Origin of the sequence: Izhakiella capsodis (assembly GCF_900115045.1) — a bacterium.
Classification (GTDB): domain Bacteria; phylum Pseudomonadota; class Gammaproteobacteria; order Enterobacterales; family Enterobacteriaceae; genus Izhakiella; species Izhakiella capsodis.
In genome coordinates, this window is record NZ_FOVC01000006.1 from 43417 (window position 1) to 67404 (window position 23988).

22 protein-coding genes, 1 pseudogene and 1 other annotated feature are annotated in these 23988 nt (G+C 52.6%); of the genes and pseudogenes, 9 read left to right on the forward strand and 14 right to left on the reverse strand.

The genetic code is table 11. The features are described 5' to 3' along the window. The first annotated feature begins 4 nt into the window (after positions 1 to 4). Together BM191_RS10065 and BM191_RS10070 are read left to right on the forward strand one after the other, a co-directional pair. A complete protein-coding gene (locus BM191_RS10065) occupies positions 5 to 778 on the forward strand; it encodes an SDR family oxidoreductase (RefSeq protein WP_092877761.1) in 774 nt (257 codons plus the stop codon). Positions 779 to 858: 80 nt separating this feature from the next. Continuing rightward, on the forward strand, positions 859 to 1716 hold the full coding sequence (locus tag BM191_RS10070) for a co-chaperone YbbN (RefSeq protein WP_092877763.1): 858 nt from the start codon (positions 859 to 861) through the stop codon (positions 1714 to 1716). Positions 1717 to 1741: 25 nt separating this feature from the next. On the opposite strand, the gene cueR is transcribed toward BM191_RS10070, so the two are convergent. Continuing rightward, complete coding sequence (cueR, locus tag BM191_RS10075; RefSeq protein ID WP_092877765.1) at positions 1742 to 2146, reverse strand: Cu(I)-responsive transcriptional regulator; 405 nt, start codon at positions 2144 to 2146, stop codon at positions 1742 to 1744. 86 nt (positions 2147 to 2232) lie between these two features. Here cueR and copA point away from each other — a divergent pair, with 86 nt between their 5' ends. The 3 genes from copA (at position 2233) to ybaK (ending at position 6258) form a co-directional block, all read left to right on the forward strand. Then, positions 2233 to 4743, forward strand: coding sequence for a copper-exporting P-type ATPase CopA (gene copA, locus BM191_RS10080; RefSeq protein ID WP_092877767.1), 2511 nt, complete (start codon positions 2233 to 2235; stop codon positions 4741 to 4743). A gap of 65 nt (positions 4744 to 4808) precedes the next feature. Then, entirely contained in the window at positions 4809 to 5609 is an 801-nt protein-coding gene (locus BM191_RS10085; RefSeq protein ID WP_092877769.1) for a TraB/GumN family protein, read from the forward strand. Positions 5610 to 5781: 172 nt separating this feature from the next. Continuing rightward, positions 5782 to 6258 (forward strand): Cys-tRNA(Pro)/Cys-tRNA(Cys) deacylase YbaK, encoded by a 477-nt coding sequence (gene ybaK, locus BM191_RS10090; RefSeq protein ID WP_092877771.1) that lies wholly within the window; start codon positions 5782 to 5784, stop codon positions 6256 to 6258. Here the strand turns inward: ybaK and BM191_RS10095 are convergent, their stop codons facing one another. Continuing rightward, a complete protein-coding gene (locus BM191_RS10095; protein ID WP_092877773.1) occupies positions 6259 to 7128 on the reverse strand; it encodes a LysR family transcriptional regulator in 870 nt (289 codons plus the stop codon). It lies immediately after the preceding gene. An 84-nt stretch (positions 7129 to 7212) separates the two neighbouring features. Between BM191_RS10095 and BM191_RS10100 the strand changes: the two genes are divergently transcribed. Next, positions 7213 to 7644, forward strand: a complete 432-nt coding sequence (locus BM191_RS10100) for a multidrug/biocide efflux PACE transporter (protein WP_092877774.1) — start codon at positions 7213 to 7215, stop codon at positions 7642 to 7644. 59 nt (positions 7645 to 7703) lie between these two features. On the opposite strand, the pseudogene ushA reads toward BM191_RS10100, so the two are convergent. Then, positions 7704 to 9319, reverse strand: a pseudogene (gene ushA / locus BM191_RS10105) (bifunctional UDP-sugar hydrolase/5'-nucleotidase UshA). A gap of 543 nt (positions 9320 to 9862) precedes the next feature. Here ushA and ybaL point away from each other — a divergent pair. Beyond that, positions 9863 to 11560 carry a YbaL family putative K(+) efflux transporter gene (ybaL, locus tag BM191_RS10110; RefSeq protein WP_092877776.1) on the forward strand — a complete coding sequence of 566 codons (1698 nt, stop codon included), beginning with the start codon at positions 9863 to 9865 and terminating at the stop codon, positions 11558 to 11560. Between the two features lie 10 nt (positions 11561 to 11570). On the opposite strand, the gene BM191_RS10115 is transcribed toward ybaL, so the two are convergent. The 10 genes from BM191_RS10115 to BM191_RS10160 form a co-directional block, all read right to left on the reverse strand. Continuing rightward, complete coding sequence (locus tag BM191_RS10115) at positions 11571 to 12878, reverse strand: inosine/guanosine kinase (protein ID WP_092878024.1); 1308 nt, start codon at positions 12876 to 12878, stop codon at positions 11571 to 11573. A gap of 75 nt (positions 12879 to 12953) precedes the next feature. After that, a complete protein-coding gene (gene hemH, locus BM191_RS10120; protein ID WP_092877778.1) occupies positions 12954 to 13931 on the reverse strand; it encodes a ferrochelatase in 978 nt (325 codons plus the stop codon). 140 nt (positions 13932 to 14071) lie between these two features. Then, positions 14072 to 14716, reverse strand: coding sequence for an adenylate kinase (gene adk / locus BM191_RS10125; RefSeq protein ID WP_092877780.1), 645 nt, complete (start codon positions 14714 to 14716; stop codon positions 14072 to 14074). A gap of 538 nt (positions 14717 to 15254) precedes the next feature. Then, positions 15255 to 15815 carry a DUF6024 family protein gene (locus BM191_RS17150; protein WP_230479572.1) on the reverse strand — a complete coding sequence of 187 codons (561 nt, stop codon included), beginning with the start codon at positions 15813 to 15815 and terminating at the stop codon, positions 15255 to 15257. Positions 15816 to 16450: 635 nt separating this feature from the next. Continuing rightward, on the reverse strand, positions 16451 to 18328 hold the full coding sequence (gene htpG / locus BM191_RS10135; RefSeq protein WP_092877782.1) for a molecular chaperone HtpG: 1878 nt from the start codon (positions 18326 to 18328) through the stop codon (positions 16451 to 16453). Positions 18329 to 18429: 101 nt separating this feature from the next. Next, on the reverse strand, positions 18430 to 19035 hold the full coding sequence (recR, locus tag BM191_RS10140) for a recombination mediator RecR (RefSeq protein WP_092877784.1): 606 nt from the start codon (positions 19033 to 19035) through the stop codon (positions 18430 to 18432). Further along, entirely contained in the window at positions 19035 to 19367 is a 333-nt protein-coding gene (locus tag BM191_RS10145; protein ID WP_092877786.1) for a YbaB/EbfC family nucleoid-associated protein, read from the reverse strand. The genes recR and BM191_RS10145 overlap by 1 nt, the downstream gene beginning before the upstream one ends. Positions 19368 to 19415: 48 nt before the next feature. Beyond that, positions 19416 to 21353, reverse strand: a complete 1938-nt coding sequence (dnaX, locus tag BM191_RS10150) for a DNA polymerase III subunit gamma/tau (RefSeq protein WP_092877788.1) — start codon at positions 21351 to 21353, stop codon at positions 19416 to 19418. Next, positions 20019 to 20080 (reverse strand) — a sequence feature (DnaX frameshifting element). It overlaps the preceding gene by 62 nt. A gap of 81 nt (positions 21354 to 21434) precedes the next feature. Beyond that, the gene (gene apt, locus BM191_RS10155; protein WP_092878026.1) at positions 21435 to 21986 is read right to left on the reverse strand and encodes an adenine phosphoribosyltransferase; all 552 of its coding nucleotides are present in this window, start codon (positions 21984 to 21986) and stop codon (positions 21435 to 21437) included. A gap of 157 nt (positions 21987 to 22143) precedes the next feature. Continuing rightward, on the reverse strand, positions 22144 to 22521 hold the full coding sequence (locus BM191_RS10160) for a DUF454 family protein (RefSeq protein ID WP_092877790.1): 378 nt from the start codon (positions 22519 to 22521) through the stop codon (positions 22144 to 22146). A gap of 52 nt (positions 22522 to 22573) precedes the next feature. Between BM191_RS10160 and priC the strand changes: the two genes are divergently transcribed. Then, on the forward strand, positions 22574 to 23104 hold the full coding sequence (priC, locus tag BM191_RS10165) for a primosomal replication protein PriC (protein ID WP_092877792.1): 531 nt from the start codon (positions 22574 to 22576) through the stop codon (positions 23102 to 23104). 75 nt (positions 23105 to 23179) lie between these two features. Then, positions 23180 to 23347, forward strand: a complete 168-nt coding sequence (rsmS, locus tag BM191_RS10170; protein WP_092877794.1) for a pleiotropic regulatory protein RsmS — start codon at positions 23180 to 23182, stop codon at positions 23345 to 23347. Here rsmS and acrR read toward each other — a convergent pair. Then, a complete protein-coding gene (gene acrR, locus BM191_RS10175; protein WP_092877796.1) occupies positions 23323 to 23973 on the reverse strand; it encodes a multidrug efflux transporter transcriptional repressor AcrR in 651 nt (216 codons plus the stop codon). The genes rsmS and acrR overlap by 25 nt on opposite strands. Positions 23974 to 23988: the final 15 nt, after the last annotated feature.

A 23988-nucleotide genomic window follows, 5' to 3' on the forward strand; every position in this document is an offset into this window, starting at 1 on the left:
AGTTATGCAAAAAGCGGTATTAATTACCGGATGTTCGAGCGGTATCGGCCTCGCCGCCGCCTATGATTTGCAGCAACGCGGCTATCAGGTTCTGGCCGCCTGCCGTAAAGCCGAAGACGTCGAGCGTATGAACCAGGCGGGTTTCATCGGTATCCAGCTGGATTTAGACGATGCGCAAAGCGTTGAGCACGCCGCGCAGCAGGTGCTGATAGCCTGCAACAATCGCTTATACGCTCTGTTTAATAATGGCGGCTACGGTGTTTATGGTACGCTGCAGACCGTTAGCCGCCAGCAATTTGAACAGCAATTTTCCACCAACCTGTTTGGTACTCACCAACTCACCATGTTGCTGCTTCCGTCCATGCTGGCGCAGGGCGAGGGGCGGATTATCAGCACCAGTTCGGTGATGGGTCTGATTTCAACCGCCGGGCGTGGGGCCTATGCGGCCAGCAAGTACGCACTGGAAGCGTGGAACGATGCACTGCGCCATGAGCTACATGGCAGCGGCATTCGCGTCAGCCTGATCGAACCAGGGCCGATCGATACGCACTTTACCGCGAATGTTCATCAGACCCGCCACGACAGGCCAGTGAAAAATCCGGGTATCGCCGCCCGTTTTGCGTTACCCGCCGAAGCAATATTACCGCCGTTGCGTCATGCGCTGGAGAGCCGCCACCCACGTCTGCGCTATCCGGTAACGCTGCTCGCCTGGGCAATAACTGTTTTGCGTCGTCTGGTACCCGCGACGATAATGGACAGAATATTACGTGTAAAATAAGCCATTCGGGACCTTGCCCCTTGATCGTTGCGGCAATGCCCCCATAAGTGATCAAAACCCAGTTAAAAGAGACTTTGCGCATGTCACCACAAGCTACCGTTATTAATATTACCGAGTCGAATCTGCACCAGACACTGGAACAATCCATGCAGATCCCGGTGCTGTTTTACTTCTGGTCAGCGCGCAGCCAGCAATGTGAACAGCTGACACCGGTGCTGGAACGGCTGGCACAGGAGTATGCCGGGCAGTTTATCCTGGCTAAGCTGGATTGCGACGCTGAGCAAATGGTCGCCTCCCAGTTCGGCCTGCGCGCTATTCCAACCGTTTACCTCTTCCAGGACGGGCAACCCGTTGACGGATTTCAGGGGCCGCAGCCTGAGGAAGCGGTACGTGCGCTGCTGGAAAAAGTGTTGCCTAAACCTGAAGAGCTGAAAGCCCAGGAAGCGCTGGCGCTGATCGACGAAGGTAAGCAGCTGGAAGCGCTGCCGCTGCTGAAAGAGGCCTGGCAGCTCAGCAATCAAAGCAGCGAAATCGGCTTTCTGCTGGCTGAAACACTGATTGCCTTAAATCGCAGTGAGGAAGCGGAGGCGGTGCTCAAGGTCGTGCCGCTTCAGGACCAGGACACGCGCTATCAAGGATTAATCGCTCAGATTGACTTACTCAAGCAGGCGGCGGATACCCCGGAAATTCAGCAGTTGCAGCAGCAGCTGGAAAACCAACCAGAAAACGCTGAACTTGGCAGCAAACTGGCGTTGCAACTGCATCAGGTCGGGCGTAATGAAGAGGCGCTAGAGCTACTGTTCAGCTTCCTGAAAAAAGATTTAGCCGCCGCCGATGGTCAGGCGCGCAAAATGTTGCAAGAAATTCTCGCGGCACTCGGCACGGGCGACGCGGTGGCAGCGAAATACCGTCGCCAGCTCTATTCCCTGCTTTACTGATCCACACGGCGGGTATCACCCGCCGCTATTTTTTATTCAGGCAGCAGCCCGCCAGATTATTGATGATTGGACAATCAGCGCTTTCATCACCAGGACACTGTTCCGCCAGCGCCATCAGGCGCGATCGCATACGATCCAGCTCAGTAATGTGATGTTCAATTTCCGCCACCTTTTGCAAAGTGCGTTTTTTTACCTCCGCACTGTGTCGCGCCGGATTGTTAAACAGCAGCACCATTTCACGGCATTCATCGAGAGTGAAACCTACCTGACGCGCCTGACGCAACAATGTCAGCTCTTCAATATGTTTTGCTGCGTAGCGGCGATAACCGTTCTCAGCGCGTAACGGCGGGGTTACCAGACCTTTTTCCTCATAAAAACGAATGGCCTTACTGGTCAGCCCAGTGCGTTTTGCCACCTCGCTGATATTCACGTTTTTACTCCTTGACCTTAACCTTAATGGAAGGTCTAACCTTGATAGCACTAGCAAGACAGGATTACAAATTACGGGAGTCACACATGTCGAAAACAATTGTGCTTAATCTGGAGGGCCTTTCCTGCGGCCACTGTGTTAAACGGGTAAAAGAAGTACTTGAAAAGCGCAGTGATGTACAACACGCCGAGGTATCGCTTAATGAGGCCAGAATATCGGGTGAAGTCAACGCGGAAGCACTGATCGCCGATATTGAAAATGCCGGTTACCACGCGACCCTATCCAGTGGGAGCACACCCCCAAAAACTGAACCGCTGGCAGACAGCCATCAACAGCCGGAAGCGCTGTCAGCGGACAATGCACGGCTTCCGGCAAGTAATAAAAGCCACAATTTACTGATAAGCGGAATGAGTTGCGCCAGCTGCGTCAGCCGGGTGGAAAAAGCATTGCGCAACGTTAGCGGCGTGCTCCATGCCAGGGTTAACCTTGCAGATCGTAGCGCGCTGGTAATGGGGGATACTGATCCACTACAGCTGATCGCTGCTGTGCAACAGGCAGGCTATGACGCCGAGGCAATTGAAGACGATGAACGCCGCCGTGCGAAACAGCAGGAAAGCGCCCGCCGCGCAATGCGCCGCTACAGCTGGCAATCAGCGCTGGCGCTGACACTCGGCATTCCGCTTATGCTCTGGGGAATATTTGGCGGCACGATGATGCTGACCTCAACCAATCGTAGCGGCTGGCTAGCCGTTGGTGCGGTCACTCTGCTGGTGATGATTCTGGCTGGCGGTCATTTCTACCGCAGTGCCTGGCGTAGCCTGCGCAACGGTAGTGCGACGATGGATACCCTGGTCGCACTAGGAACCGGCGTCGCCTGGCTATACTCCATCAGCGTTAATCTATGGCCAGATAAGGTGCCAGCCGAAGCCCGCCACCTTTACTATGAAGCCAGCGCGATGATCATTGGTTTAATCAATCTGGGTCATCTGTTAGAGCAGCGGGCGCGCCAGCGCTCCTCCCGGGCACTTGAACGCCTGATGGATTTAACGCCGCCAATGGCCAGAGTGGTGGAAAACAACAATGAATATCAGCGGCCGCTCAGCGAAGTGCAGACCGGTATGACGCTGCGCGTGAGGCCCGGCGACCGGGTGCCGGTGGATGGCGACATCATTCAGGGTGAAGCCTGGGTTGATGAAGCCATGCTGACTGGCGAGGCACTGCCGCAGCATAAAAAACCGGGCGAGGCGCTGTCAGCCGGTACCGTGGTTCAGGATGGTAGCGTGCTGTTTCGCGCCAGCGCCGTGGGCAAGCAGACTACCCTTGCGCGCATTATTCAGCTGGTTCGCCAGGCGCAAAGTAGTAAACCACGTCTCGGCCAGCTGGCCGATCGTATTTCTGCCGTATTCGTGCCGACTGTGGTGGTGATAGCCCTGGTCAGTGCCATTATCTGGGCGTTGGTGGGGCCGGCTCCCCATCTGGTTTACAGCCTGGTCGTCGCCACCACGGTCTTAATTATCGCCTGTCCCTGCGCTCTTGGACTGGCAACGCCTATGGCGGTAATTGCCGGCACAGGCCGTGCAGCAGAGCTTGGCATACTGGTACGCGATGCCGACGCGCTGCAACGAGCCAGCAGCATCGATACCCTGGTATTTGATAAAACAGGCACGCTTACCAAAGGCATACCGGAAGTTGTTGCCATTGAGACATGGCAAGGGGCGAGCGAGCAGCAGGTGCTTGGCTGGGCGGCAGCGCTGGAAAAAGGATCGTCGCACCCGTTGGCGCAGGCTATTCTTCGGCGCGCAGAAGGCATGACGCTACCTCAGGTCAATAGCTTCCGTCAGGCTGGCGGTCTGGGTGTCAGCGGCAACATAGCAGGGCATAGCCTGATGTTGGGCAACGAAGACTTTCTGCTACAGGCCGATATTGCCATCGATGATGTCGCCGACCAGCTACGAACTCAGGCAGAGGGTGGTGCCACGCCGGTGATATTAGCTGCCGACGGCGAGGTTATCGCCCTTTTCGCGCTGCGCGACCCGTTGCGGAATGAGAGCCAGCCCGCGCTGGCCCGGCTTCATCAGCAAGGCTATCAGCTGATCATGCTGACCGGTGATAATGCTGTCACCGCCGCTGCCGTTGCCCTGGAAGCCGGTATCGATCGCGTAATTGCCGGCGTAAGACCGGAGGGTAAAGCAGTGGCTATTCGCGAGCTACAGCAGCAAGGCCATCAGGTGGCTATGATCGGTGATGGTATTAACGATGCTCCGGCGTTGGCGCAGGCAGAGTTAGGGATCGCCATCGGTGGCGGCAGCGACATCGCCGTTGAAAGCGCCGGTATGACGTTGATGCGACCTCATCCCGGCTGCGTCGTCGATGCGCTGGCGCTTTCACGTGCGACCCTGCGTAATATGCAGCAGAATCTACTGGGTGCGTTTTTCTATAACGCCTGTGGCATTCCACTGGCGGCGGGGGTGCTCTGGCCAGTAACAGGGACTCTGCTAAGCCCGGTAGTTGCAGGCGCAGCGATGGCGCTCTCTTCCATCACTGTAGTGGCAAACGCCAACCGCCTGCTGCACTTCCGCCCTGAAAGTACAGACTGAGGCCGACCGCTGTTCTTCCCGCACATTAGCAGGTAGCATGTTTAAACTAAATGCGGGAGACAGTGATGAGCAAATTTGGCCGGGCAATCCAGACCTTATACAGGACACTTCTGCCTGGACGTTACAGCTGGCCCGCAATTGATATACGCCAGGACGACCGTTATTTCCATCTTGTTGGCAGCATTCATATGGGAACGCGGGATATGCAACCACTGCCCCCGGCCTTGCTTAAAAAGCTCCAACTGGCCGACGCGCTGATTGTTGAAGCTGATATTACTTCCGGCGTTTCTCCCTTTGGCTATAGCGCACTTTGCGAACCGCTGGAGTCACGCCTGAGTGCGATCCACTGGCAGCAGCTCTGCAAGCTTTGTAGCAAATTAGATATTGATATCGGCGTTATTTCAGCGCTACCCGCGTGGCAGGTGGCACTGATGCTGCAGGCGCAGCAGGCGCAACAGCTGGGCCTGCGCGCCGAATACGGTATTGACTATCAGCTTTTAAAGTCGGCCCACGGTCGCCAGCAGCGGGTGATTGAGCTGGAAGGCGCAGAGACGCAACTCAGCCTGCTGGAGACGCTGCCGGACGGTGGATTGCCACTACTGGAGGATACACTGATGCACTGGCATACCAATGCCCGACTGCTGCAAAAAATGATTAACTGGTGGTTGGACGTACCGCCGGGCAACCCGAAATCGCCACTGCCCAGTACCTTCAGTAGCGGGCTGAACGATCTGCTCATGGATCAACGTAATACCCTCTGGAATCGGAGGCTGCGCGAACTCCCGGCGGGCAACTATGTTGTAGCCGTCGGCGCGTTACATCTCTATGGCAAGCATAATCTGGCGGACTTGATGAAAAAGCGCTAAAAAAGAAGGCCAGTGTTGCTACTGGCCTATTAAAAATAAGTGCTTTTGATTCTGGTTATTGATCAGCAAGCAATTTGCTGACGCGGGGAGCATTGTTACCCAAAGCATATTTTTTAGCCAGATCTTTTTTTATTAATATAAAGATTGCTAACCGGTTTAAGGAGCGACCACGATGACCCCGGCGGTGAAACTTCTGGAGCAGCATCATATTTCTTTTACATTGCATCCTTACGAGCACGATAGTCATGAAACGCACTTCGGTGATGAAGCAGTGCGCAAATTGAACGTGAATCCCGCTCAGGTATACAAAACACTGTTAGTCAGCCTTGATGGCGACGCAAAGCAGCTGGCGGTTGCAGTGACGCCGGTGGCCGCGATGCTGGATCTAAAGAAGATCGCCAAAGCCCTGGAGTCAAAAAAAGCGGATATGGCCGATCCACAGCTGGCGCAGCGAGTAACCGGCTACTTGACTGGCGGCATCAGCCCGCTGGGGCAAAAAAAACGTCTGCCAACGGTCATCGACAGTTCCGCCAGGCAGCTCACCACCCTATTCGTTTCGGGCGGCAAGCGAGGACTGGATATTGAGCTGGCACCTGACGATCTCGCCGACCTGCTCGCGGCGGCCTTCGCTGATATTGCTAAAGGCTAATTACCCGGGCGGTTGTGCAACCAGCCAGTCAACAAGCCAGCGTCCTGCAGGCCCAGGCGGCGAACGTCGCGACCAGGCTGCATCGACCTGAATTTTTTGCGGCCAGTTTTTCACCGGCAGCGCCTTTAACTGACGGTGACCAAACTGTTCAACCAGCCAGCGCGGCAGAACGCTCCAGCCAAAGCCTTGCTCAGCCATTTCCAGCAGTAACGGATAGGACGACGCCATCCAACTACCGGGTGAAGGCGGCAACGGCGATTTTTCCAGATAAGTGTTAATCCGTAGCTGCCGTACTCTACGCAGATCCTCTTCGCTGACCGAAGGCTGTGAGGCCAGAGGATGACTGCTGTGCAGATAGATAGCCATCTGGCTTTCTACCCGCAGTCGCGCAATCATAATATCCGAGGGATAAACATGCTGAGCGCGTACGACGCCGACGTGCGCCCTGCCATGCTGTAACAGATCAATAACGTCTTCGTCTTCGGCAATCATGCACTCGAATTCAATGTCCGGATAGCGCTTCGCCAGCTCGCGCATCAGCAGCTCATGATGATCCGCCTGCCAGAAATCCGACACGGCCAGCGTCAGGCTTGACTCGATGCCGCCCGCGAGCCGCACAGCCAGCTCGTCCAGCCGGGCGCTGGCCTGCAGGATCTCTTTCACCTGGGCCAGTGCGCGCACGCCCTGTTCAGTCAGCACGGTGGCACGCCCTTCACGATGAAACAGGGAAAATCCAAGATCGCTTTCCAGACCAGCCACGGCGCTACTGACGGTGGACTGGCTTTTACGTAACGCTCGTGCGGCAGCTGAAAAGGAGCCACTCTCAACAGTCTGCACGAAAGCTTCCAATGATTCCGGTGAATAGCGCATTTATCTATCGCTTTTATCGATGGCTACTAATTTCATCTTAGCAAAAAAAAGCGAGAGAATGCCGACTGTTTTTAAGGAGGCATTATGCGTAACCGTACAATGAAAGAGCGTATCATTCACGCTGTTACCTTTGAGGTGCTGGCTATTGCGATCGTTTCGCCTCTGGCCGCCTGGATTATGGACAAGCCAATTTTTCTGATGGGCTCGCTGGCGATCCTACTGTCTACGCTGGCGATGATCTGGAACATGATTTATAACGCTGGCTTTGACCGTTTATATCCACCAGGCCAGATGCGAAGCGTGCGGGTGCGCGTGCTGCACGCATTAGGCTTTGAAGGTGGTTTTATTTTAATTGGTCTGCCGGTGGCGGCCCTGATGCTGAAAATTACGTTACTACAGGCATTCGTGCTGGAGATCACTTTCTTCCTGCTCTTTCTGCCGTTTACCATGCTATATAACTGGATTTACGACCGCCTGCGCGCACGCCTGCTCGCCCGGCACCAATGTTGTTCCTAATTAAAGGGATCTTTCTGATACAAAATAGCCCCGTCAAGTCGGGGCCTACGAACGCTCCACTAGCGGGCATTGCTATGATGGACAATCTCATCACCTGGCGCGAAGCTGCTGGCATCCAGCGGGCTGTGTTGTTCAATGTATCCCTTGAGCACCTCCGCATCGACAAAACCGGTATTGACGTAGCCTGGTAGTTTATCAATCTCGGGATAGCCATCACCACCGCTGGCATTAAAGCTGAGCGTTGCCATACGGTAACTTTTATTGGCATCCAACGGTTGGCCTTTAATTTTAATTCTACTGACGCCTTGTCCATCGGCAATCAGGCTGACGTTAGCAAACTGAGCATAAGCACCAGAATCCACCTGCTTATTCGCCACCACCGCCAGGTATCTTTCTATCTCCCGGCCATTCATATCGATATAGACAAGCGTATTACTGAACGGCTGAACTTTCAGCACGTCACGATAGCTGATATCACCGGACTCAATCGAATCACGTACGCCACCACCACTCATTACGGCGAAGTCGGCATGGGCGCGCGCCATTTGAGCGCACAATATCAGACGTGCCATGTTGGTCTGCTGAAAACGAACTTTGCTGCGATCACCTTCCAGCCGCCCATTAACGCGGCCTATTTTCACACCCAACTTTGCCTGGCCTTTTTTCTGGAAAGGCGTCAGTAACCGCTCCATTGCCTGATCCTTAGGAATTTCCGCAGCGTAGTTTACCCAGCTGCTGCTACCGTCAGTGTTGGTAACCTAAACCGCAAGTTGACGGGTACCAGCTCATAATGAACCAGCGTCAGCAGGCCGTTGCGAAAAGTGAAATCTGCGCGGCCAATGTATTTCCCCCATTCATGAGCCTGAACGATCCAGGTTCCATTCTGGCGATCCGGCGTACAGGGTGAACCCGGCAGATAGTCTTTCTGCTTCTCATTCTCTTTTGCCATGCACACCGGGTTTTGAGAATGCCCACCGACAATCATATCCAGATAGCCTGCGGGCAGCTCGCGCGCCATTTCAACATCACCTGGGGCGTTTGAACCGTGGTTGCCGTTATCATAATGTCCCATATGGGTTACGGCGATTATTACGTCAGGCTTCTCTCTGGCGCGCAGCTCTTCAACTACCGCTTTGGCCTCCGTTGATGGTTTTCGAAACTCCATGTCGGTGAAATAAGCCGGATTGCCAATTTTTGCCGTATCGTCAGTGGTTAGCCCAATAACCGCAATTTTGAGCCCCGAACGATTGAACAGCGCCCAGGGTTGGAACAGCCGATTACCGGTACTTTTCTGATAAATGTTGGCGGAAAGCAGAGGAAATTTCGCCCATTTTTGCTGCTGGCGTAGTACCGAAAGCGGATTATCAAATTCATGATTGCCTATCGCCATAGCATCATAACCAACCAGATTCATCCCGCGAAAATCAGGTTCCGCATCTTGTAAATCTGATTCCGGCACGCCAGTATTAATATCACCACCGGAGAGGATTAATACCGAGCCGCCGCGAGCCTGAATTTCATTGCGAATTTTATCCATCATGGTTTTCTGCGCGGCAAGTCCGTATTCATCATGTTCGTTATGCCAGAAACGCCCGTGATGATCGTTGGTGTGCAGCACGGTAAATTTATAGGTGCGATCTTTCACCCAGGCACCCGCGTAAGATGGCACCGTCATCAGTGTCGCGATCAATGCCGCAGCTGCCGCCAATTTTAAGCGTTTCAATCCCCCTCCCTTTGGTGAAATTAAGTTTAAATCGTCTCTGTTTTATGATTTCCGGATATCTTTTGCGCAATATTATGCAATAGTCGGCCCGGTGAGGATAATCACTCTGGCTTATAATGAGACATCGCGCAGTGCTGCTAATACACGGGCGACAGACACTATCTTTAGCTGCTTAAAAAACGAATTCCTGCTGAAATAAGGGTCAATATGTAAAGACAGCGGGGATACTCCATTAACAGCCAAAAAAGACAGCTTTTACTATACTAAGCTTCATTAAAGTAGAAATATTGACCATACATATTGTAATGAGCTGACTCGCTATCTTTTATAAATCAATATACTAGTCTACTTCAGGCGATAAAATCACCTTTTTGGCATCGATCTAACAAACTGTGCGATTAATTTTAAAGGATCACAGAAATTAACAAGCGCAGTAAAGCGTTTTGCCATAAACTAAAAATAACCAGACACATTCACACATAAAAAGGAGGCGGGATGCAACATACAGCTCCCCTGTTAACCACCGTGGTAGGAGGATTGGTTCTCGCCTTCTTATTTGGCATGCTGGCAAACCGCCTGCGAATTTCTCCGCTTGTTGGTTATCTTCTGGCGGGCGTGCTGGTCGGCCCTTTTACCCCAGGTTTTGTTGCTGACACTAATCTGGCGCCAGAGTTGGCTGAACTCGGCGTAATTTTGCTGATGTTCGGCGTCGGTTTGCACTTCTCAATGAAAGACCTGATGGCAGTAAAATCCATTGCCATCCCTGGTGCGATTTTACAAATCGCTGTGGCGACGTTGCTGGGGTTGGGGCTATCAACACTGCTCAACTGGCCGCTGATCACCGGTCTGGTGTTCGGCCTGTGCCTTTCCACCGCCAGTACCGTAGTGCTGCTACGTGCGCTCGAAGAGCGTCAACTGATTGACAGCCATCGCGGTCAGATAGCCATCGGCTGGCTGATTGTGGAAGATTTAGTTATGGTGCTGACGCTGGTGCTGCTACCCGCTATTGCCGGCATGTTCAACGAAGGCAATGCCAGCTTCAGTCTGCTGATGCTCGATCTATTACTGACTATAGGTAAAGTGGCTGCCTTCATGGTGCTGATGATGGTGGTTGGCCGCCGTGTTGTCCCCTGGATTTTAGCGCGCAGCGCCGCAACCGGATCGCGTGAACTGTTTACTCTCGCGGTGCTGGCGCTGGCGCTCGGTATCGCCTTCGGGGCGGTAGAGTTTTTTGATGTCTCCTTTGCTCTCGGTGCCTTCTTCGCTGGCATGGTGCTTAACGAGTCAGAGCTTAGCCATCGCGCAGCCCACGACACCCTGCCACTACGCGATGCATTTGCCGTATTGTTTTTTGTCTCGGTCGGCATGCTGTTTGATCCGATGATCCTGCTTAGCCATCCACTGGCAGTGGTCGGCACGCTGGCTATTATCGTACTGGGCAAGTCGCTGGCTGCGCTCATGCTGGTCAGGCTGTTTGGTCATTCGAAACGCACTGCACTGACCATCGCCGTCAGCCTTGCACAAATCGGTGAATTCGCATTCATTCTTGCCGGACTGGGTATTTCATTGGGACTGATGAATGACGAAGGTCGCAATCTGGTACTGGCCGGCGCCATTCTCTCCATCATGCTTAACCCAATTCTGTTTGCCGTACTTGAACGCTGGCTGGACAAAAACGAAACGATGGAAGAGCAAACGCTGGAAGAAGCGGCTGAAGAAGACAACCAAATACCGATTGATATCTGCAATCATGCGATTGTGGTGGGTTACGGGCGTGTTGGTAACTTATTGAGCCAGCAGCTGACAGAAGCAGGTATACCACTGGTAGTGGTCGAGAACAGCCGAACACGGGTTGAAGCGCTGCGCGAGCAGGGGATGTTGGCTGTACTGGGCAACGCCGCGCGCGGTGACATCATGGACGTAGCGCGCCTTGACTGTGCACGCTGGCTGCTGTTGACGATCCCGAACGGCTATGAAGCCGGAGAGATCGTTACCGCTGCGCGGGAAAAGCGCCCGACAATTGAAATTATCGCGCGCGCGCATTACGACGATGAGGTTGAATACATTCTTGAGCGCGGGGCGAACAGCGTGGTCATGGGCGAACGCGAGATCGCTGGCAGTATGCTGAACATGACCCTGGAAAACGCGCCCCATGAAAAACAGAGTAGCCAACCACAGGGTTGTGCAATATAGGGGGCTGACTTTAGCGTTCCCAGTAAGCCTCTTCAAGGCTATCCTCACGCTCCGGCAGCCCGCGAGTCAGACGTGGCGAATGCTGATTCAGCACCTGATAGCTAACGCGATTGGCATACTTACAAACCTGTGCCAGCGAAGAGTAAGTCAGACAGCGGCGGGTATGCTTGCTGGAGTTTGGCACGTTGAGGCGGTGATAATCGTTAGCGGTAATATCGTGCAGCAGCGCCGCCAGCGCGCCGTCCCCGGCTCCATTAGTGTTCATGATCTTTTCCGGCCCCCCCATATAGGGTGCTATATGAGAATAGATGCGTAGCGGCTGCTGGCAATCCTGACGTCGTTGCGCCCGGCTAAACTCATACTGGTTAAACTCGGGGATCACCCCTGGCAGCAATGGATGGTTAGTTTTACGCTTTGCTGATTCTTCAGTATAACCCGCCATAAAAAGACCGGAGGGCCCAGCGGTACACAGTGCCAAATCTACCCATTCCAGTACCTTCTCACAAGCCTGTAGCGGGTCGCTGATGCCGGTCAGTGCCTCGGCCTCTTCTTCGTTCATGGCGACAATAGCAACGTGTTCGCGCAGAAAATCACGCCAGAAAATCGGATTATCCGCAATCACATATTTGGTGCCCAGCGTCAGCACCACCGGCACTTCGTGGCGGTGAGCATATTCAATAGCCTGCATGGTAGCAGCAGGCATAGGTTCTCCAGGATTACAGCGCACCAGATAAGAGGTCAGTACCAGTGCTGATGCACCTTTAATTACCGGTTCAGGAATGTTTTCCGGACGCAGCAGGTTCATCATGCCCGGACTGATCGCGAAAGTGCGTTCACCGTTATCACCAATCAATGTGAAGCAGCGTCCGATGGCACCGTTAACGCCCTGCAAAAAATTAAGATCTGTGCGGCTCGATGTGTTACACAAGTAGCGATAGGCATAACCGCCAATCTGAATATTGTTACACATGGTGCCCAACAGAACCGAGCGGTCATCGGCCAGCGTCGAGTAATTGTGCAAGGTATTGCCAATCGTTCCACCAGCAAACTGATGCGTTATCAGATTATCTCGCGTGAGTTCAGCATGGAGCGCCTCGGCAATATCATCTTCAATTACCAGTGAGTGGCCGCGGCTCAAACCATAGCGCGTGATAAATTCATCATCCACTTTCGCTTCGATATCGACCAGAGTCTGGTCGATACCGACGATCCAGCAGGTACTGCCGGTATCAGCTTCAGGCTGTACCGGCTGAATCAGGGGGTCACGGGCGTTGACAGGAAAATAGTGTTTGGACTTACGCTTTCCGGGAAATTTCATGCTGATTTGACTGGAGATGGAACAGGCGGGCGATGATAGCACATCGTCAGCCTGCAATCCTCTCCATGCTCAGGATCATTCAGGAGCTAGGTCGCCAAGCCAGGGTTTGACCAGCGCGACCATCATCTCAATATGTTCAACGTCATCATTGAGCGCAGGAATATAGTCGAAGCGCTTGCCGCCAGCGTGCAAAAAGAACTCCCGGTTTTGCTCGCTGATTTCTTCCAGCGTTTCCAGGCAGTCTGCCGAAAATCCAGGGCTCATTACCTGTACATGCTCAACACCCTGAGCCGGTAGCTGGCGCATGGTTTCATCGGTGTAAGGTGTGAGCCACGGTTCACGTCCGAAACGTGACTGAAAGGTCATCATCGCTTGTTTCTCACTGAGACCCAACGCCTTTGTCAGTGCATTGAAGGTTTCACGGCACCTTAATGGATAATCGTCGCCTTCGTCAGCATAACGCTGTGGTATGCCGTGGAAAGACATCACCAGTAAATCAGGCTTACCATTACATACGAAAGCACGTTCGACTGAAACTTTCAGAGCCGAAATATAAGCGGGATGAGTCGCATAATCCCGAATAAAATGGACTTCCGGCAGCGACCGATAGCCAGTGAAAGCCCGGGAAATGCAATCCCAGACCGCAGCAACGGTTGAACAGGAGAATTGCGGGTATAGCGGTAATACGATCAATCGCGTCACCCCCTGCGCCATCAGAGTATCAAGCGCTGATTTCATACTGGGATTGCCGTAGTTCATTCCCAGGACTACCGGCATCTGCAAACGCGCTTCCAGTGCAGCCCGCTGCCGTTGGCTCCATACCATTAAGGGCGATCCTTCCTCCATCCAGACAGAGGCATACAACTTTGCAACTCTCGGTGAACGAAGCGGTAAAATTGCCCCGTTGAGAATAGGCCACCACAACCAACGTGGGGAATCGACTACCCTTTTATCACTAAGAAATTCTTTGAGGTAGCGTTTAACCGCTGCGGAAGTCGGCGCGTCAGGTGTACCCAGATTAGCCAACAGAATGCCTGTCTTTTCATGACGCATGGTTGTTCCTTGCTAGAAAGATGCGCAAAACCGTCCTGTGGCGGAGGATGCGAATGATAATCTGAGATGTATTGTAGCGGAAAACAAACGCGGTAAAATCGATTGTTGCAAAAGGGGCCGGAAGCCAGCCCCTGCCTGGGTCAGCCGAGGACTTCTACCAGTTTAGCGCTAACTTCTTTTACCGGGCGGGTACCATCGATCTTATGATACTCAGTTTGACCCTGTTGCGCCTGTTTGCCGTAGTAGGCGATAAGTGGCGCGGTCAGCTGATGATATTCCACCAGGCGTTTACGCACCGTTGCTTCTTCATCATCTTTACGGATAGTAAGTTCTTCACCGGTTACGTCATCTTTATCCTCAACTTCAGGCGGATTGAAAGTGACATGGTAAACACGTCCGGAAGGTGCATGCACCCGGCGACCAACAATGCGCTCAACAATCAGCTCGTCAGGAACCGCAAACTCAAGAACGTAATCGACGTTGATACCCGCGTCTTTCATTGCATCTGCCTGCGGGATAGTACGCGGAAAGCCATCAAGCAAAAAGCCCTTGCGGCAATCGTCCTGGGTAATACGCTCTTTGACCAGGGCGATAACCAGCTCATCGGTAACCAGTTTACCCGCATCCATCAATGCTTTAGCCTGCATGCCCAGTTCTGATCCCGCTTTAACAGCAGCACGTAACATATCGCCGGTGGAGATTTGTGGAATACCGTACTTCTCCATGATGAAATGAGCTTGAGTTCCTTTACCAGCGCCCGGAGCACCGAGCAGAATAATACGCATTGCGTAAATCCCCTTGCGAATTGCTTAATGAATCAAATAAGAAGTGGATGAACATATCATTAAGCCATCCAGCCGACAAGGAAGGGCTGATGAAGCAGTAGACGTTGCCGCATGAGCATCGGAACGAGGGAAAAGACAGCCTGGCGTTTTCACTGGTAGCTATGCCAGAAACAAAATAGAAATTGAACCCCTTTTCAGATTGCAGGATAGCTCTTAAAGGAGCCCGGCATCCTGTTCGGAGATTTATGCCAAGGTGCCTGCCGCAAATCCTGAGTTTGTATCAGGCAATCATTCATTGTCGCCGATCCCAGAGCCACAACAACACCTGCTGCACCGCGGCGCTCACATCTACCGCTTTGGGTCCATCGCCACACGAGCGGAAGACAAGGCGAATAGTATGCGATTGTGGTAAATAGCTGCCCGGCCATCTTTACCCGCTGTTGCAGTGCCTCACTCAGCCTTGAAACGTCTCAACAGCTAAAAGGCAGGTTTAAATTATGGATGGACGTAAAATCAATCCCACCGATGTTCAGCTTTTTTACCGGTTTAACTCATGCGACATGTTATAGGGTTTCCAGTCGGTGCTGCCAATGTGCGCCAACGCTTCTTGCAGTGGTTTCACCGCCGAGGTGGACTCTTCGAAAAGACGCAGCTCGCTACGCATAAGCGTGCTGAAGTGTTCAGGTCGCAGCGCAATAATCGCCAGTCCCTGCGCCAGCGAGGCGTGTTCATGTAACGGCGCAACAAAGATTGAGCTGTCGCGGATTAACACGCCGTGAAGGTTAGTCGCAAAGCTGTGGGAAGCATCAACGACGCCTTTCCCCCTGCTATCTTTCAGGCTGTTGATCTCTCCGGTGTCCGGTTCCACGTGGTTGATCACACGCACGCTGCCTGGGCCGGCAATACAGCCAGGCACATTAAAAAGCTCACTTACCGGCAGGGAATGCGCATATTTTGCCAGGCAACGGGCAGTTTCCTGTTTGTGAAACAGGTGTGACAGAATTACCAGCCCGACGCGAACTGACTGCACAAAGAAAATGTCGTAGTCGTCAAGCTTATAAATATGTGACAAGGATTCACGAAGTTCGTCTCTAAGCATAGATATGCGCTCGCTTGTAAAATTGTTCGCCTTGAACCTACTGAAACCGGGATATCAGTGAAGATGCGTCTATCAATTTTTAACTCATTTCAATACAGCAATGGCATAACACTTTCGCGAGATAGTAAAACTAGCGCGATTTTACAGAGGAGACGGGCGTAACGTAATATTGCGATCGACTCAATCCCTGTTTCAGATCGCGACTTGCCTGTCCTGTTCCTATAATAGTGCTGATTTTCAAATGCGGCAGATTCAGATTCTGTCTCACCCAGAGGCAAAGCAAAAGATCAAATATGCCCTTTATTTGCACCTAATTCTTCTCATTGACCTGACGCGCAACGTTCTCATACATCTGTAGCGGCAAAGAAAATACCTACAGAACCCGCAACCCGGATGAGCACGCCAATGTTATCACCTACTAACTGCTGATGTTACTGATTATGGTAATAACGAACTTTCACCGCGCTGGCAAGGCAAAGCGTCTCAGGGCATAAAATTATGACTTGCCGATCACGCGCGCAAAAAAAAGGTTCATGCAAAACATGAACCTTATCACGTCAATGAGAGAGCAGATTGCTTGCCCTTTTAATGATCGGCATCAGACCGATAAACAAGCTCTGTCAGGATAAATCCGATTAGGCCAGCAGAAGCTGATTCATACGCCGGATAAACTGATTGGGATCTTCCAGCGTACCCCTTTCAGCAAACAGCGACTGGTCCAGCAGCAGCTCGATCCACTCGCCAAAGCGCGTTTCGTCCGTGGTATCCGCAATATGTTTAACCAAGGCATGATCCGGGTTAATTTCAAAAATGTATTTCACTTCCGGCGCCTCCTGGCCCGCCGCTGCGAACAATTTTGCCATCTGGGTGCTGATTTCATTTGCATCGGTCGTCACGATTGCCGGAGTATCGGTCAGACGATGGGTCAGGCGCACCTCTTTTACCCTTTCGCCAAGCAGGGTTTTAACACGCTCAACAAAAGGCTCCAGCGCTTTTTCGGCCTCTTTTTGCGTTTCGCTGCTCTCTTCATCCGACAGTTTGCTCAGCGATTCATCCGCTTTACTGACAGACTGGAAGGATTTACCATCGAATTCGGTCAGATAGCTCATCATCCATTCATCGATACGATCGGAGAGCAGTAACACTTCAATTCCTTTCTTGCGGAACAGTTCCAGATGCGGGCTGCCTTTAGCCGCCGCATAGCTGTCAGCGGTAATGAAGTAGATTTTCTCCTGGCCCTCAACCATGCGGCTGACATAATCTTCCAGCGAAACGGTCTGCGCCGATCCTTCACTGCTGGTAGAGGCAAAACGCAGGAGCTTAGCGATCGCTTCGCTGTTGGCAGAGTCTTCCGCTGGTCCTTCTTTCAGTACGAGACCAAACTGCTGCCAGAAAGTCTGATACTTTTCGTTATCGTCTTTTGCCACTTTTTCCAGCATCTGCAAGACGCGCTTGGTCAACGCACCGCGCAGGCTTTGAGTCAGGCGACTATCTTGCAGGAGCTCACGGGAAACATTGAGCGGCAGATCGCTGGAATCAATAAGACCACGCACAAAGCGCAGATAGTTTGGCATGAAGACTTCAGCATCATCCATGATGAACACGCGCTGCACGTACAGTTTAAGGCCATGCTTATGTTCGCGGTTCCACATATCCCAGGGCGCCTGAGCCGGAATATAGAGCAGACTGGTATATTCTTGCTTACCTTCGACGCGGTTGTGGCTCCAGCTTAATGGATCATTAAAGTCATGGGCAATGTGCTTATAAAACTCTTTATATTCAGCATCACTGATATCGGATTTATTACGTGTCCACAGTGCCTGAGCCTTATTGATTTTCTCCCAGGTGGTGGTGCTACTCTCATCGTCTTGCTGTTCGATCTCCACCGGCAGCGCAATATGATCAGAGTATTTGCTGATAATGTTACGCACCCGCCAGGCATCGAGAAACTCATCTTCACCTTCACGCAGGTGTAACGTGATCTCCGTGCCTCTATCCGGTTTGTTAATATCTGCAAGAGTATATTCACCCTCACCGGCCGACTCCCAGAATACGCCTGAATCGGCGCTGGCACCGGCAGCACGAGTCTTCACCGTAACCTTGTCGGCGACAATAAACGCGGAGTAAAAACCGACACCGAACTGCCCAATCAGCTGACTGTCTTTGGCCTGATCGGAGCCGAGAGATTCGAGAAAGGCTTTGGTGCCTGATTTAGCAATAGTGCCCAAGTTTTCAATGACTTCATCACGACTCATCCCGATGCCGTTATCGCTCAGCGTCAGCGTACGTTTTTCTTTATCGACCGTAACCCGGACGCGTAGTTCGCCGTCCCCCTCATAAAGTTCCGCGTTGGAAAGCGCGCGGAAGCGCAATTTATCAGCGGCATCTGAGGCGTTGGAGATTAGCTCACGCAGAAAAATTTCTTTATTTGAATACAGAGAGTGGATCATCAGATGTAAAAGCTGCTTTACCTCAGACTGAAAGCCACGGGTCTCTTGTCCTTTCATGGTCATTGCTACCTCAACTGGATACAGGTTATTACAAACGTTGAGATTACAGATGGGGTTAACGTAGAGATTTTCAAGGGGGCGATGGAATACCCCCCCCTGACTGCTCAGAACTTGATCTTCTGACGTCCCGCCAGCGAATGTGATAGCGTGGTTCCGTCTACCATTTCCAACTCCCCCCCGACCGGAACGCCGTGGGCGATACGACTGGCATCTACAGCGTATTGACTACAAAGCCCGGCAATATAGTTGGCAGTTGCCTCGCCTTCTACCGTTGGATTAGTGGCAAGGATTACCTCAGAAATGGTTTCCCGCTCCAGCCGCTGTTCAAGGCGATCGAGACCGATATCATTGGGGCCAATACCGTCAAGCGGTGACAAATGGCCCATCAGCACGAAGTAGCGACCACCAAACTGACCGGTCTGCTCGACGGCATGAATATCCGCCGGGCTTTCCACCACGCAGATCTGACCATTCAGCTGGCGGCGAGGGTTAGAACAAATAGCGCAAACCTCTTGTTCGGTAAAAGTCCTACAGTCAGCGCAATGACCAATCTCTGACATTGCCCGCGTCAGCGCTTGCGCCAGTCGCATTCCGCCACTGCGATCGCGCTGCAGCAGATGAAACGCCATGCGTTGCGCCGATTTAGGCCCTACACCAGGCAAACAACGCAGCGACTCCATCAAGGATTCAAGAAGCGGGCTGGTCTGCATCAGAACGGCATCTTAAAGCCGGGAGGCAACTGCATACCAGAAGAGACGGAAGCCATTTTCTCTTTCTGCGCCTCATCAATACGGCGCGCTGCGTCATTGAATGCCGCGGCAACCAAATCTTCCAGCATGTCTTTATCGTCCTCCATCAGGCTGGGATCAATTTCCACACGACGGCAGTTATGCGCACCGTTGATGGTCACTTTTACCAAACCAGCCCCGGATTCGCCGGTGACTTCCAGCGCGGCGATCTCTTCCTGAACCTTGGACATTTTGTCCTGCATCTGCTGAGCCTGTTTCATCAGGTTACCCAAGCCACCTTTACCACCAAACATAGTCTTCTCTCTTAGATCAGGCCGCACCTGCGATATGCGAGCGGCTCGTTAAACAGGGCGAATACTCTCATCATCGACTTCCGCATCAAAGAAGCGGCATAGCGTTTGAATATGATTATCCGCACGAATTGACTGGCGCGCTTGCGCCAGCTTTTCTTCATAGATTGCCTGACGCCATTCTAACGGGGTTTTCACCTGTGGATCATCATCATCCACAACCCGGAGTTCAAGATGGCGACCCGCATGCTGGCTTAACGCTTCTTTCAGCGCTTGCTGCGCACCGGGTGAGTTGAGATGGCGCTGGCTACTACGAAGATGCAGGCAGATACCGTCGCCCGTCTCTTCCTTCCATGCATTTAGCGCCAGCTGCTGCACCAGCTTAGGCAAGTTTAGCTCATTGAGCTGCTGAGCCCAGCTATCTCGCTGCTGCGCCTCCAATGAGAGTTGAATAGCCAGCTCCGGCGTTTTTTCATGCTCCAGCGCGGTTCGCAACGCTTTCGGCGTGGTAACCGGAGCCTCAACAATCTCGGTTATCGTCTGGGCCTTCCAGCGATAGGCTTCCTTCTTAGCCATGGGGGCGTTTTTCTCCGGCGCGGCCTGCTGACGCGTTTGCCCGCGTTCGGCAACAGCAGCCAGCCGCTCCAGCGCCGGACTCACCGGCCGCGCGTTCCGCGCCGCCGGTTCACTCTTTTTTCCTTTGTTTTCTCCCTGCTGCTGTAACTGGCTCCGGGCTTTCAACAGTTGACTGGTGCTAGCAGGTAAGGCTGACGATATGTCAGATGGCGGCGATGCCGGAATATCAGCCGGAACGCTCACCGCCGCGGGAATAACAGCTGGGATATCAGGCTGCGGCTCCGCCTGTGTCGTCATCACCAGACGTGACGCAGGTTCGGTGATGGTCTGCAAAGGATGAAAGGCCAGCGCCCGCAGCAAGGTCATTTCGACGCCCATACGCGGGTCCGGCGCGTAGGGTAGCTCTTTGCGGCCCATCAGCAGCGTCTGATAGTAGAGTTGCAGTTCAGCGGGCGGCAGCGTGCGTGCCAGCTCGCTCAGACGAGGCTCACTACCGGGATCATCTTTCGGCCCGCCGGGTATCAGCTGCGTCATCGCTATCCGGTGCAGTAACGCCAGCATCTCCACCAGTAAAGAATCCCAGGTCACACCCCGGCTGGCTACCTGGGTCAGCTGCGCCATCATCACCGTGCCATCGCCTTGCACCAGCGCTTCAATCAATGCCAGCGGCTGCTCGTCATCCAGCGTACCGAGCATCGCGCTGACAGTTTCCACGCTGATTGCCCCTTTTCCCATAGCAATCGCCTGGTCGGTAAGACTCAGCCCATCTCGCATGCTGCCATCGGCGGCGCGCGCCAGCAACTGCAGCGCCCGTGGCTCAGTCGTAATCTTCTCCTGCTCAAGCACATAGGCCAGCTGCTGACCGATTAACTCGGGATCAAGCGCCTTGAGATGAAATTGCAGGCAGCGTGACAGAATCGTTACCGGTAGCTTTTGTGGGTCGGTGGTGGCAAGCAGAAATTTAACGTGTTCAGGCGGCTCCTCCAGCGTTTTTAACAGCGCGTTGAAGCTATGGCGGGAGAGCATATGCACTTCATCAATCAGATAAACTTTGAAGCGGCCACGCGCCGGCGCGTACTGCACGTTATCCAGTAACTCACGGGTATCCTCAACCTTAGTGCGTGAGGCCGCGTCTATCTCGATGAGATCAACAAAACGTCCTTGCTCGATCTCGCGACAATTATCACACTGTCCGCATGGCGTCGCAGTGATACCCCTTTCGCAATTCAGCCCTTTCGCCAGCAAGCGAGCAATCGTCGTTTTGCCAACACCACGCGTGCCTGAAAACAACCATGCGTGGTGAATACGACCTAGCGAAAGGCCATTGGCCAGCGCGGACAGCACATGTTGCTGTCCGACAACCTGGGAAAATGCTTGGGGGCGCCACTTGCGGGCAAGTACCTGATAGCTCATGGATTTATGGAGAGAGTTGAGTTTACCGGTAGATAATGCTAACACAGCCCCACCGTTACAGCGAGGCTGTTATTCTGGCGGTTAATGACCAGGGAAATTCACCAGGCTGTAGCTTTCGACGCCAAGGGCTTTAAGTCGGCTTTCACCGCCCAAATCGAACAGGTTAATGATGAAAGCCGCGTGCTTAACTTCACCGCTCGCGCGGCGTATCAGCTTAATGGTTGCTTCAATGGTTCCGCCAGTGGCAAGCAGGTCATCGATAACCAAAACGCGATCATCTGCGCGAATCGCATCCTGGTGTAACTCCAACGCGTCGCTGCCATATTCCAGCTCGTAGCTCTCACTCAGCGTCTTGCGCGGCAGCTTGCCCGGTTTACGCACAGGAACAAAACCAACGCCAAGACCAAGAGCAACAGGGGCACCAAACAAAAATCCCCGAGCTTCCGTGCCCACGACTTTAGTAATTCCTTTATCACGATAGCGCGAAACCAGCAGCTCAATGCTGAGGGCAAAAGCGTTCGGATCTTCCAGCAGACTGGTGACATCACGAAACAGTATTCCCGGTTTAGGGTAATCGGCAATACTCTTAATACTCTTTTCAAGAAACTTAATCTGCTCTGCTGTAGCAGTCATAATCATACGCCTGGTAAAAGCCGAATCTGACTCGCGCAGCTTCGTTCCGCCACGCCGTAAGTAAGAACGGCTGCCTGTCGGATTTTGCTGGAAAGCCACGCACGAAAACCCCTAAATCTATGCAAAACACTCAACGATTGCAACCAAATAACGCCCTTCAGACTTGATCGCCATCGTCTTTTATGACCGGTAACCGCAGCATAAACCACAGCAACACCGCGAGAATGAGCAACAATATAACGCGTAGCCAAAGTAACTTGATCAGCCATAATGAAATGGCAAAGCTCAGAATGGTAACGCCAATGGCTTGCCGTCTGGCCCCCACGGGTAAAGCTCGATGGGTTTGCCAGTGACGTAAATAAGAAGCAAACCATGAGCGGTTCAGCAACCAGTAATGAAAGCGCGGCGATGAACGGGCAAAACACCATGCCGCGAGCAATAAAAACGGTGTCGTGGGCAGCAAGGGTAACAACACGCCCATCAGTGCCAGAAACATCGCCAACCAACCAGCAATCAGTAAAATAGTTCGTTGCATCTCTTACCTGTTATGCTTCCTGTCAGCGTGTGGATTCTGACAGGGATAAATGATGAAAAGCGATCGACTGCTGGCGCAGCTTCGGGCCAAGCTGAATGGACTGGCTGAACGACTGGAACCGGTATTTCAACAGCGTAGCGTACGGGCGCGTTTTGACAATCAGTTATTTCATAGCCAGAGTCTGAGGCTTATAGATTGCCTGCGGGAAGCCGAGCGTAATATGACACAACTCAGCCATGCCGTAGCCCATGATCGCAGTGAGCAAGTAGCATGGTCTGCCGAACGTCTGGTACAACAAATCGCTGCACTGGAGCGTGAGCTGGCCACGCAATCGCTGCGCAAGACAGAACCAGCACACGCGGAGCCGGGTAAAACCCTCTATGAGTTACTCTCCGAACATCAGGATTATGAACGTCGCCTACAAGCTATGATAGCCGATCGTGAAAGACAGCTTGAACAGTGTGCCTCCTCCGGTGCGCCAAAGCTTCAGCGCGAAATTGCCGCGTTGGAAGGTAGACTTCAACGCTGCCGACAGGCATTGAAAAAAATAGAACGACGCATTGAATACCGCGAAAACGACTAATAACACTACAATAACAGGACAGTGACGATGGTTAACTGAAACAGCAATCACGCCATTTTTTTGCCGGAGGAATAAATGACGCTGGAAAAGGCACCGCCAGAAGTCAAACTGGCGGTAGATCTAATCATGCTATTAGAAGAAAACACCATCGAGACTGAGACCATTCTTGCAGCTCTGGAGATTGTTAAACGTGATTTCCAAAGAAGATTGCAGTCTGGTCAGGAGAACTCCATCGCTGATTGAGACAGCAATGAGCTGTGCTGTAAGGTTTCAATCAATGTTGAAACCAGCTTAGGTGCATCCTGCTCCAGATTGAAGCTGTCCGGCATGAACAGCCAGTTCTCCATCAGGCCCGTCATGTAGGCACGAATAATGACTGCAGCCTGGCGCGTCATCAACCCCGACGGCAATTGACCTGCAGCGATACACTCGTGTAATACATCTTCAATTTTTTCATAGCATTCAAGATAGAGATTTTGCTGCATCAGCTGCAGAGTCTTCATTTCGCCAACAAATTCGCATTTGTGGAAGATGATATCCGAAAGTGAACGTCGATACTTGTCGCAAGCCGTCGCCTGGAGTATGTATGTCAGCATTGCCCGCATCACAGACAGTGGATCTGCGGGGTATTTTAATCGATACTCTCGTTCTAAGTTTTCTAAGCCTGATGCTGACTGAATCAGTATTTCATCTAATAAATCCGTTTTATTTTTGAAATGCCAGTAAATGGCACCACGCGTCACACCAGCCGCGCTGGCGATGTCTGACAACGAGGTAGACGAAACGCCAAACTCCAGGAAACGGGCAATGGCCGCATCAATGATCTGTTTTTTTGTAACAAGAGCTTGTTCTTTGGTTTTTCGTGCCATAAAGGAGGTTCTTTA

Excerpts from the sequence above, each read along its gene's own strand:
- BM191_RS10145 (WP_092877786.1), bottom strand. The coding sequence starts at position 19,367 with ATGTTTGGTGGTAAAGGTGGCTTGGGTAACCTGATGAAACAGGCTCAG.
- recR (WP_092877784.1), bottom strand. The coding sequence starts at position 19,035 with ATGCAGACCAGCCCGCTTCTTGAATCCTTGATGGAGTCGCTGCGTTGT.
- htpG (WP_092877782.1), bottom strand. The coding sequence starts at position 18,328 with ATGACCATGAAAGGACAAGAGACCCGTGGCTTTCAGTCTGAGGTAAAG.
- ybaK (WP_092877771.1), top strand. The coding sequence starts at position 5,782 with ATGACCCCGGCGGTGAAACTTCTGGAGCAGCATCATATTTCTTTTACA.
- hemH (WP_092877778.1), bottom strand. The coding sequence starts at position 13,931 with ATGCGTCATGAAAAGACAGGCATTCTGTTGGCTAATCTGGGTACACCT.
- apt (WP_092878026.1), bottom strand. The coding sequence starts at position 21,986 with ATGACTGCTACAGCAGAGCAGATTAAGTTTCTTGAAAAGAGTATTAAG.
- dnaX (WP_092877788.1), bottom strand. The coding sequence starts at position 21,353 with ATGAGCTATCAGGTACTTGCCCGCAAGTGGCGCCCCCAAGCATTTTCC.
- acrR (WP_092877796.1), bottom strand. The coding sequence starts at position 23,973 with ATGGCACGAAAAACCAAAGAACAAGCTCTTGTTACAAAAAAACAGATC.
- BM191_RS10070 (WP_092877763.1), top strand. The coding sequence starts at position 859 with ATGTCACCACAAGCTACCGTTATTAATATTACCGAGTCGAATCTGCAC.
- BM191_RS17150 (WP_230479572.1), bottom strand. The coding sequence starts at position 15,815 with ATGCTTAGAGACGAACTTCGTGAATCCTTGTCACATATTTATAAGCTT.
- priC (WP_092877792.1), top strand. The coding sequence starts at position 22,574 with ATGAAAAGCGATCGACTGCTGGCGCAGCTTCGGGCCAAGCTGAATGGA.
- BM191_RS10095 (WP_092877773.1), bottom strand. The coding sequence starts at position 7,128 with ATGCGCTATTCACCGGAATCATTGGAAGCTTTCGTGCAGACTGTTGAG.
- BM191_RS10160 (WP_092877790.1), bottom strand. The coding sequence starts at position 22,521 with ATGCAACGAACTATTTTACTGATTGCTGGTTGGTTGGCGATGTTTCTG.
- BM191_RS10065 (WP_092877761.1), top strand. The coding sequence starts at position 5 with ATGCAAAAAGCGGTATTAATTACCGGATGTTCGAGCGGTATCGGCCTC.
- BM191_RS10100 (WP_092877774.1), top strand. The coding sequence starts at position 7,213 with ATGCGTAACCGTACAATGAAAGAGCGTATCATTCACGCTGTTACCTTT.
- copA (WP_092877767.1), top strand. The coding sequence starts at position 2,233 with ATGTCGAAAACAATTGTGCTTAATCTGGAGGGCCTTTCCTGCGGCCAC.
- rsmS (WP_092877794.1), top strand. The coding sequence starts at position 23,180 with ATGACGCTGGAAAAGGCACCGCCAGAAGTCAAACTGGCGGTAGATCTA.
- adk (WP_092877780.1), bottom strand. The coding sequence starts at position 14,716 with ATGCGTATTATTCTGCTCGGTGCTCCGGGCGCTGGTAAAGGAACTCAA.
- ybaL (WP_092877776.1), top strand. The coding sequence starts at position 9,863 with ATGCAACATACAGCTCCCCTGTTAACCACCGTGGTAGGAGGATTGGTT.
- BM191_RS10085 (WP_092877769.1), top strand. The coding sequence starts at position 4,809 with ATGAGCAAATTTGGCCGGGCAATCCAGACCTTATACAGGACACTTCTG.
- BM191_RS10115 (WP_092878024.1), bottom strand. The coding sequence starts at position 12,878 with ATGAAATTTCCCGGAAAGCGTAAGTCCAAACACTATTTTCCTGTCAAC.